We start from the raw sequence: 587 nt of genomic DNA, 5'->3' as shown, positions 1-587 counted from the left end.
GAACAGGAAAATTCCGCTCCACACCAGCGCACTGCTCGTCGCGAATCTGTCCGCCAACCCCAGCACCGCTTGCGACATCCGGAAACTGAGCGGCAGGATCACTTCGAGCTCGCGCATTGCGTTGCGCGCGATCACCGCCCCCCCGGTCAGCCGCGCGCCATCGCGCGCGACGACGCGCCGGCCCATCAAGCGCTTGCCTGGCGTCGCCCCGCGCCCGCCCATCTCAAACAGCGCGAACCAGCCATTGCGCAACACGAAGAAGCCCAGCAACCACAGGATCGCCAGGGCGCTTTGCTTGCTCGCCACGAACAGCAAGACGATGGCGATCGTCGCCAAGACGAGCAGAATCAACATCGCCACCGCGTCGACCATGAAGGCGGCGGCGCGGACTCCCGCCCCGCCCAGCTCGATTTGCAGATCGACGCCTTCGGGCGTGACGAAGCTGCGCCGCAGCGATTGCGGGCCCTTCGGGCGGCGCGTCCGGTTACGCCTGAACAACGCCATGGCGACCCCTCGGCAGATAGAAATACAGTAGCCAGCCAGCCAGCATCGCCAGCCCGATCGCATAGCGCGACAGATCGGCGGTA

General features: G+C 66.3%; 1 protein-coding gene. It reads right to left on the bottom strand.

The window, feature by feature from the left end:
* Positions 1-504, bottom strand: a 504-nt coding sequence (locus tag AACY08_RS28140) for an RDD family protein (protein WP_339472374.1), incomplete at its 3' end; no start/stop codon positions are given.
* Positions 505-587 lie beyond the last annotated feature (83 nt).

This window comes from Pseudomonas sp. EL_65y_Pfl1_R83, from assembly GCF_963970695.1.
Taxonomy (GTDB): domain Bacteria; phylum Pseudomonadota; class Gammaproteobacteria; order Pseudomonadales; family Pseudomonadaceae; genus Aquipseudomonas; species Aquipseudomonas tritici.
Note: the sequence above shows the minus strand (reverse complement) of the source record. Positions and strands in the feature narration are given on the sequence as shown.